The sequence below is a fragment of the uncultured Maritalea sp. genome (genome assembly GCF_937139385.1).
Classification (GTDB): Bacteria; Pseudomonadota; Alphaproteobacteria; order Rhizobiales; family Devosiaceae; genus Maritalea; species Maritalea porphyrae_A.
The window spans coordinates 1-9,350 of the sequence record NZ_CAKZPW010000149.1 but is presented as its reverse complement, the minus strand read 5'-3'; the positions used below and the strand labels follow the sequence as shown (position 1 = coordinate 9,350).

6 protein-coding genes, 1 tRNA gene and 1 pseudogene are annotated in these 9,350 nt (G+C 49.7%); all 8 read left to right on the top strand.

The window, feature by feature from the left end; translation table 11 throughout:
* Positions 1–122 precede the first annotated feature (122 nt).
* The 8 genes and pseudogenes from Q0231_RS06145 (at position 123) to Q0231_RS06110 (ending at position 9,350) form a co-directional block, all read left to right on the top strand.
* Positions 123–3,863: a nitrate reductase subunit alpha gene (locus Q0231_RS06145; protein ID WP_299346375.1), complete on the top strand. Its 3,741-nt coding sequence runs from the start codon at positions 123–125 to the stop codon at positions 3,861–3,863.
* The gene (gene narH, locus Q0231_RS06140) at positions 3,863–5,392 is read left to right on the top strand and encodes a nitrate reductase subunit beta (RefSeq protein WP_299346374.1); all 1,530 of its coding nucleotides are present in this window, start codon (positions 3,863–3,865) and stop codon (positions 5,390–5,392) included. The genes Q0231_RS06145 and narH overlap by 1 nt, the downstream gene beginning before the upstream one ends.
* A gap of 13 nt (positions 5,393–5,405) precedes the next feature.
* Complete coding sequence (gene narJ / locus Q0231_RS06135; protein ID WP_299346371.1) at positions 5,406–6,110, top strand: nitrate reductase molybdenum cofactor assembly chaperone; 705 nt, start codon at positions 5,406–5,408, stop codon at positions 6,108–6,110.
* A gap of 11 nt (positions 6,111–6,121) precedes the next feature.
* The gene (gene narI, locus Q0231_RS06130) at positions 6,122–6,817 is read left to right on the top strand and encodes a respiratory nitrate reductase subunit gamma (RefSeq protein WP_269394672.1); all 696 of its coding nucleotides are present in this window, start codon (positions 6,122–6,124) and stop codon (positions 6,815–6,817) included.
* 61 nt (positions 6,818–6,878) lie between these two features.
* On the top strand, positions 6,879–7,748 hold the full coding sequence (locus Q0231_RS06125) for a peptidylprolyl isomerase (RefSeq protein WP_299346368.1): 870 nt from the start codon (positions 6,879–6,881) through the stop codon (positions 7,746–7,748).
* A 4-nt stretch (positions 7,749–7,752) separates the two neighbouring features.
* Positions 7,753–8,763, top strand: a complete 1,011-nt coding sequence (moaA, locus tag Q0231_RS06120; RefSeq protein WP_299346366.1) for a GTP 3',8-cyclase MoaA — start codon at positions 7,753–7,755, stop codon at positions 8,761–8,763.
* Between the two features lie 4 nt (positions 8,764–8,767).
* Positions 8,768–9,097 (top strand): annotated as a pseudogene (locus Q0231_RS06115) (molybdenum cofactor synthesis domain-containing protein); the annotation flags it as partial.
* Positions 9,098–9,276: 179 nt separating this feature from the next.
* Positions 9,277–9,350 (top strand) — tRNA-Arg (locus Q0231_RS06110).

Sequence of the window (9,350 nt, the reverse complement as noted above, 5' to 3'; positions counted from 1 at the left end):
TTTATCAATTGGATTTTCGCTCTCGTCTGTAAACTGCAAGGCAGACAGGGAAACCCAGGATGAACTTATCATAGCGCCTATTTTGGCCAGATCGGTTCTTGAACGCTTAAAGGATTATTCACATGAGCCACACACTCGACAGATTGAGCTTCTTCCGGCGCAACACCGAAACCTTTTCCAATAAACACGGTGTGCTGACGGAAGAAGACCGGTCCTGGGAAGAAGCATACCGGAACCGTTGGCGGCACGATAAAATCGTGCGCTCGACACATGGTGTGAATTGTACCGGGTCATGTTCGTGGAAAATCTACGTCAAAGGCGGCATCGTCACTTGGGAAACCCAGCAGACCGATTACCCCCGTACCCGTGATGATTTGCCAAACCATGAACCGCGCGGTTGTGCGCGCGGTGCTAGCTATAGCTGGTATCTATATTCTGCAAACCGGGTGAAATATCCGCTCGTAAGAGCGCGACTTTTAAAACTGTGGCGCGCAGCGCGTAAAACCATGGAACCTGTGGCGGCATGGCGGTCTATCCAGGACGATAAATCCAAGCGGGATAATTATACGGCTTACCGAGGCAAGGGTGGTTTTGTCCGCGCGGCATGGGACGAGGTCAATGAAATAATCACAGCGGCCAATGCCCATACAATCAAAAAATGGGGCCCGGACCGTATTTTCGGATTCTCTCCGATCCCGGCCATGTCCATGGTTTCTTACGCTGCTGGTTCTCGCTATCTTTCCTTGATGGGCGGCACATGTATGTCGTTCTATGATTGGTATTGCGATTTGCCACCAGCGTCGCCAATGACTTGGGGCGAGCAAACCGACGTGCCGGAAAGTGCTGACTGGTACAATGCTGGGTTCTTGATGCTTTGGGGTTCAAACGTTCCTCAAACCCGTACGCCAGATGCTCACTTTTATACAGAAGCACGCTATAAAGGCACGAAGTCTGTTGTGGTCTCCCCCGACTACTCAGAGGCTTCAAAGTTTGCTGATTTGTGGTTGCACCCAAAACAGGGCACCGACGCGGCGCTTGCGATGGCAATGGGTCACGTTATTCTTCGTGAATTCCACCTGGATCGCCAAGCGGAGTATTTTGAAGATTATTGCCGTCGCTACACAGATATGCCGAACCTTGTTCGCTTGGTCGAAAAAGATGGCAATCTGATCCCTGAGCGTTTGCTCCGTTCTTCTGATTTTGCCGACAATCTTGGCGAAAAAGAAAATACTGAATGGAAAACAGTAGCTGTTGACGGCAAAACCAAAAAAATCGTTGTGCCACAGGGTTCAGCCGGTTTCCGTTGGGATGACAGCAAACAGTGGAACCTTGAAGCAAAAGACAGTAAGGGCAATGACACCGAGCTAGATATGAGCTTTGTGCTGGATGGTGAGCATGATCAAGTTGCTGATGTGGCGTTCCCATATTTTGGCAACCGTGAGCACGATCACTTCCAAGGCACAGACCACGCTAGCGTTTTGGTGCGTTCTGTTCCTGCCAAAAAGGTAAAGCTAACAGACGGCGAAGCGCTTGTTGCAACTGTGTTTGATTTGTTCGTTGCCAACTACGGCCTTGACCGTGGTCTTGGCGGTGAAAATGTTGCGACCAGCTATGACGATGCAACGCCATATACACCGGCTTGGGCTGAAAAGATCACTGGTGTGCCCCGCGAACACATCATCACAACAGCCCGTGAGTTCGCTGACAATGCTGAGAAAACAAATGGCCGTTCAATGGTCATTCTTGGCGCTGGTTTGAACCACTGGTACCATATGGACATGAACTACCGTGGCATCATCAACATGTTGGTGATGTGCGGTTGTATTGGGCAATCTGGCGGTGGCTGGAGCCACTATGTGGGTCAAGAAAAACTGCGTCCACAAACCGGTTGGCAGCCCTTGGCCTTTGGCTTGGATTGGAGCCGTCCACCACGTCACATGAACTCAACCAGTGCTTGGTACGCGCATACGGATCAGTGGCGTTATGAAACTGTGACTGTTGATGAGATCTTGTCACCAACGGCCCCTGATGGCCCTTGGGATGGCACTATGATCGACTATAACATTCGCGCAGAGCGGATGGGGTGGTTGCCATCAGCGCCTCAACTAAAGACAAACCCATTGACCATTGCGGCTGAAGCAAAAGAAGCTGGCATGGACCCTAAGGACTATGTTGTTCAGCAACTGAAGTCTGGCGATCTGGAAATGTCTTGTGAGGATCCTGATGATCCAGCAAACTGGCCACGCAACCTATTCGTGTGGCGCTCAAACTTGCTCGGGTCGTCTGGTAAAGGCCACGAATACTTCCTCAAACATTTGCTTGGCACCTCACATGGTGTGATGGGCAAAGATTTGGGCGAAGAAGGCCGTGCGCGGTCAACGGAAGCCAAGTGGCATGACAAAGCGCCTGAAGGTAAGCTTGATCTGTTGGTTACGCTTGATTTCCGGATGAGCACAACTTGTGTTTATTCAGACATCGTTTTGCCAACAGCGACTTGGTATGAAAAGGACGATCTGAACACCTCAGATATGCACCCCTTCATCCACCCGCTTTCAACAGCGGCAGATCCTGCTTGGGAAGCGCGTTCTGACTGGGCAATCTTTAAAGGATTGGCCAAGAAGTTCTCTGAAATTGCACCAGAAGTTTTGGGTGTGGAAACAGATATCGTTACTCTTCCCATTCTACACGACACACCTGCCGAAATGGGGCAGGCGATGGATGTTCAAGATTGGAAGAAAGGCGAAATTGACGCCATTCCAAACAAGACTATGCCAAACATTCTTGTGGTCGAGCGTGACTATCCGAACTTGTACAAAAAGTTCTCTTCGCTTGGCCCATTGATGGACAAAATTGGCAACGGTGGCAAAGGCATTGCTTGGGACACCAAGCACGAAGTGCATTTGCTGCAAGAGCTAAACGGCGTCGTGTTGGAAGAGGGCATTTCAAAAGGCCTTGCGAAAATTGACAGCGCCATTGATGCCTGTGAAGTGATCTTGAGCCTAGCTCCTGAAACAAACGGCGAAGTTGCTGTGAAAGCTTGGGCCGCGTTAGAGCAGATCACAGGTCGCGAGCATCAACATCTCGCACTACCAAAAGAAGACGAGAAGATCCGGTTCCGTGACGTGGTCGCGCAACCAAGAAAGATCATATCTTCTCCGACATGGTCAGGTATTGAAAGCGAAAAGGTTTGCTACAACGCTGGTTACACCAACGTGCATGAGCTTATCCCTTGGCGGACATTGACTGGTCGTCAGCAGCTATATCAAGATCACCTGTGGATGCGGGCGTTTGGTGAAGGCTTCTGTCTCTACCGCCCTCCAATTGACACAAAAACAATCACACCGGAATTGGACGCACGTTCAAACGGCAACAAACAAGTGGTGTTGAATTTCATCACACCGCACCAGAAGTGGGGGATTCACTCGACCTATTCTGACAACTTGATGATGCTAACGTTGAACCGTGGTGGACCAGTTGTTTGGTTGTCTGAAACAGACGCTTTGAAAGCGGACCTTGAAGACAATGATTGGGTCGAAGTTTACAACTCCAACGGGGCACTTACTGCCCGCGTGGTGGTTTCTCAGCGGATGAAAGAAGGCACAGTCTTCATGTATCACGCACAAGAGAAAATTGTGAACACACCGGGCGCTGAGACTACTGGCCTTCGTGGCGGTATCCATAACTCGGTTACCCGTGCAATCACCAAACCAACCCACATGATTGGCGGCTATGTGCAGCAATCTTATGGTTTCAACTATTACGGCACTGTTGGTGCGAACCGCGATGAATTTGTGGTTGTGCGCAAGATGGACAAGGTCGAATGGCTCGAAGGGCCATACAAAGGCAAGCAGGAGGCGAAATAATGCGGATTCGTGCACAAGTCGGCATGGTGCTGAACCTGGACAAATGTATCGGGTGTCACACATGTTCTGTCACCTGTAAGAACGTTTGGACGAACCGTGAGGGCGTTGAATACGCTTGGTTCAACAACGTAGAAACCAAACCAGGTATTGGTTACCCAAAAGACTGGGAAAACCAAAAGAAATGGAATGGTGGTTGGACCCGTAATTCAAACGGCAAAATCACCCCCAAAATGGGTGCAAAGTGGCGGGTATTGGCGAAGATTTTCGCCAACCCCGATCTACCGGAAATTGACGACTATTATGAGCCGTTCGATTTTGATTATGGCCATTTGCAAACCGCCAAAGAAAGTGAGGCGTTCCCAACAGCACGTCCGCGCTCTTTGATTTCTGGCGAGCGGATGGAAAAGATCAATTGGGGTCCAAACTGGGAAGAAATTCTTGGTGGTGAATTCTCCAAGCGGGGTAAAGACTACAACTTTGAAGGCATCGAAAAAGAAATTTACGGTGAGTTTGAAAACACCTTCATGATGTATCTGCCACGGTTGTGTGAGCACTGCTTGAACCCAACGTGTGTAGCGGCTTGCCCATCTGGTGCAATCTATAAACGTGAAGACGATGGCATTGTGTTGATCGACCAAGAAAAATGTCGTGGTTGGCGCATGTGCGTGTCTGGTTGTCCTTACAAAAAGATCTATTACAATTGGTCTTCAGGCAAATCAGAAAAATGCACATTCTGTTACCCACGGATTGAAGCTGGTCTGCCAACAGTTTGTTCTGAAACTTGCGTTGGTCGAATCCGTTATTTGGGCGTAATGCTTTATGATGCGGACAAAATTGAAGAGATCGCATCGACACCAGACACCAAGGATTTGTACGAGAAACAACTCAAAGTGTTTCTTGATCCAAATGATCCTGAGGTCATTGCTGAAGCACGTAAGCAAGGCATCCCTGAGGACTGGCTGATCAGCGCTCAAAAGTCTCCGGTTTACAAAATGGCGATGGACTGGAAAGTGGCGTTCCCACTTCACCCAGAATATCGGACCCTTCCAATGGTTTGGTATATTCCACCACTATCTCCACTGCAAAATGCAGCGGCAGTTGGCAAAATTGGCGTTGATAAAAACAACATGCCAGATGTTGATAGCATGCGTATTCCGGTTCGCTATCTCGCCAACTTGTTAACAGGCGGTAAGGATGAGCCAATCGCGCTTGCCCTAAAACGGATGCTGGCGATGCGTGGCTATATGCGCACCAAAACCATTGACGGTGTGATTGATGACAAGTTTGCGACTGATGTGGGGCTAACCCCTGAATTGATCGAGGACATGTACAAGATCATGGCGATCGCAAACTATGAAGATCGGTTTGTTATTCCAACGTCACACCGTGAAGAAGCTGAAGATGCTTACGACCTTCGTGGATCATGTGGCTTTAGCTTTGGCAATGGCTGCTCTGGCGGTAATTCAGAAGTTGATCTGTTTGGGGCGAAAAAGACCAAAACAGTGACAACACCAACTGACGTCTTTTGATCGGAGAATGAAAATGGCTAATGCATTGAAAATCATATCAACGCTGCTTTCTTATCCCTCAAAGGATTTAAAAGATGCAGCGATAGAACTAAAGGCCGCCGTTTTAGACGACGGTCTGACAGGGGAGCCTGAAAAGGCTCTCCTCAACCAGCTGATCGACGATATTGCCTCGCTTGATGTTTACGAAGCGCAAGAGCGTTATGTGGAAATGTTTGACCGCACACGCACGTTGTCTTTGCACCTGTTTGAACATGTGCACGGGGAAAGTCGTGACCGTGGGCAAGCAATGGTAGACCTCAAGCAAATGTATGAAGCGCAAGGGTTTGAGCTTTCAGTCAGTGATTTGCCTGATTATCTGCCCATGTTCCTTGAGTTTGCGTCTATTCAAATTGAGAATGAGCGTGAGGAATTGCTTGGGCAAACCGTTCATATTTTGTCTGCTTTGCGCCAGCGTTTGGAAAAGAAAAAGAGCATTTATGCAAATGCTTTTCAGGCACTTGAGGCAATCATTTCAACCCAAGCTGACCCTGCGGTTGTTGCCGAGATATTGAGCGTGCCGGATGATGATCCGAACGATCTTGAAGCGCTTGATGCTGTTTGGGAAGAAGAGGCTATCACCTTTGGTGGCGGCCAAGGTGAAGAAGATTGTGGTCCTGATCGGTTGAGCCGTCAGATGCGCGCTGCGAAGCGTCCAGCACCGCAACCAACGGTACAGTAGGGAGAAGAGAGATGAAGGAATTTCTCAATTTTGCAGTGTTTGGGGTTTACCCCTATATCGCATTGGCGACCCTGGTGTTGGGCTCTGTGCTGCGGTACGACAAGGACCCATATACTTGGAAGGCAGGCTCGAGCCAATTACTGCGCCGCAAACAATTGGTGCTTGGTTCTGTTTTGTTCCACGTCGGTGTATTGGTGATTTTTGTAGGCCATTTGGTTGGTTTGTTGACACCGATTTGGATTTTTGATGCCTTGGGTATCAGCCACTCCGCCAAGCAAATGCTGGCGATTGTGGCAGGTGGTATTGCTGGTGTTGCTGGCATTATCGGGGCGACATTGCTCATTCACCGTCGCTTCTTCGATGCGCGGGTGCGGGCGTCATCAAGCTTCTCTGATAACCTTACAATCCTGATCTTGTGGGTTCAGTTGGCGCTTGGTCTGGCGACTATTCCAGTGTCGCTGAAGCACCTTGATGGGCATGAAATGGTGAATTTCATGAATTACTGTCAGGGTATCTTCACCTTCAACTTCCAAGCATCGAGCTACATCATTGATGCTAGCCCGATCTTTAAGGCACATATGTTCTTGGGTCTAACAATTCTATTGTTGTTCCCGTTCACCCGCCTTGTGCACATGCTTTCTGTTCCAGTTCGCTATATGTGGCGTCCCGGATATCAGGTTGTGCGAAGCAAAAAGAAACGCACTTAGTTTGCGAAAATGGTGGGGCGTTTGCGCCCCACCGACCACAAGATTTTGATAGGGAAGTATAATGGCTACACTCATCGACAATTCCATGCCAAAAATGGCAAATGGCGACGCTGTTAAAGTTGATCCAAAACCAAAGTCACCAGAGATTTTTGTAAACGGTGTTGAAATTACGCTGGAAGCCATTCAGCAAGAAGTGCAAAACCACGAAGCTGAAACACCAAAAGATGCTGTCCTCAACGCGGCGCGAGCATTGGTTATTCGCGAATTGCTTTTGCAAAAAGCAGACGCCTTGGGCTTAAGCGCCGAACCGATGGAAGATGCACAAGGTCGTCGCGAAACAGACGAAGATGCCAAAGTGCGTCAACTGCTCGAGCAAGAAGTGGATGTACCGCGCGCTGGCGAAGAAGAATGTCAGCGCTATTTTGACCAGCATCAAGACAAATTCTCTTCCGACACGATTTATGAAGCCCGACACATTCTTTTGGCTGGCGCATTGGAAGATCCTGTTGCGCGCCGCAAAGGCATGGTCAAAGCTGCGCAAATCATTGAATCGCTAAACAAAGCACCAGATCGCTTTGGTGAGTTTGCACGCGAGTTTTCCCAGTGCCCTTCAGCCAAAGAAGGCGGCAACTTGGGTCAATTGACTAAAGGCCAGACTGTGCCAGAGTTTGAAACTGTTTTGTTTGAACTTGAGGAAGGGCAAATGAGCCCAACGCCGGTACCAACACCCTTTGGCTATCACATCATTCAGCTGGACCGGATTATTGAAGGGCGTCAATTGCCATTTGATCACGTGAAGTCCAAAATAGCGGCCTTCCTTGAGGCATCGAGCTGGAGCCGTGCGGTTGCCCAATATATCGGTATTTTGGCTGGCGAAGCTGAGATCAAGGGCATTCAAATCGACGGTGCCGACAGCCCGTTGGTGCAATAGACCTATGCAAGATCAACCCAGTTCTCAATTGGTAGATCAGTTTGGTCGGCAGGCGAGCTACCTGCGATTGTCGATCACAGATCGATGTGATTTGCGCTGCACCTATTGCATGTCCGAACACATGACGTTTTTGCCGCGCAAAGAAGTGCTTTCTTTGGAGGAACTGGAGCGGTTGGTCACGGCCTTTGTTGACAATGGGGTGCGCAAAGTGCGGCTTACCGGCGGGGAACCATTGGTGCGACGCAATGTGATGAGCTTGTTTGAAGGCTTGTCTCGACACCTTGCAAGCGGTGCGTTGGATGAGCTAACGCTGACCACCAACGGCACTCTGTTGGGCAAGTATGCCAAACAGCTGGTCGATTGTGGCGTAAAACGCGCCAACGTTTCACTTGATACGCTGTGCCCTCAAAAATATGCGGAGATTACCCGCTGGGGCCGGTTGGAACGTGTGCTCGATAGCATTGAAAAAGCGCAAGATGCTGGGTTGCACATCAAGATCAACACGGTGGCGGTTAAAGGCAAGATCGAAGAAGAGATCGACGATCTGATTAATTTCACGCATGGCCGTGGGATGGATTTGACACTAATTGAAACCATGCCACTTGGTGACGTGGGTATTGACCGAAATGATCAATATGTTTCCCTTTCTGACTTCCGTCAGGATTTGGCACAACGTTGGACCATGGCCGACATAAACGACACAACGGGTGGTCCCTCGCGCTATGTGCGAGTGGGTGAAACGGGCGGGCGTTTAGGTTTTATAACCCCGATGTCGCACAATTTCTGTTCCACCTGCAATCGCTTGCGCGTTTCCTGCACAGGCACGCTTTACACCTGCATGGGGGCTGAAGGTTCCGTTGATCTGCGCGATGCATTGCGCGCATCGGAAAGCAATGCGCCGGTTGAAGGGCTTATTCGCGAAACGGTGTTTGCAAAACCAGAATGCCACAATTTCTCCATTGATGAGAACGGTACATCTGGTATCAAGCGGCATATGTCGTTTTTGGGTGGATAGCTTTATGACCGTTAAAATTGGGATTGTGACCATTTCGGACCGCGCAAGTCGGGGCGAATATGAGGACAAAAGTGGCCCAGCGCTTGAAGCGTGGTTGAACGAGGTCATTTCGTCTGAATGGCTTCCTGAAAAACGGGTCATCGAAGATGGTATTGCTTCGGTTGAAGCTTGCTTGAAAGACCTTTGTGACAATGTCCAAGTTGATCTTATTCTAACCACTGGCGGCACAGGGCCTTCACCGCGCGACCTAACACCTGAAGCTATGGCTTTGGTAATGGAAAAAGAGCTATTGGGCTTTGGCGAGTTGATGCGCAAAGTCAGCCTTGAAACCGGCAGCGACGCCAGCTTTCTCGCGGCGCGCAACCTCTACCTGTCCGAAGGCTTTGCCGTCTGCCCGCCCTTTGGCAGCTACACCCTTGATCCGCTCAGCGTGTTCATGACGCGCACCCTTTGATTTCGCGGGGTGGTTCAGCCTTGCCAAGGCTGCCCTTATCATGGAAAACCCCCGCAAGCGGTCCCTTAGCTCAACTGGATAGAGCAGCTGACTTCTAATCAGCAGGTTGAGGGTTCGAGTCCTTCAGGGATCG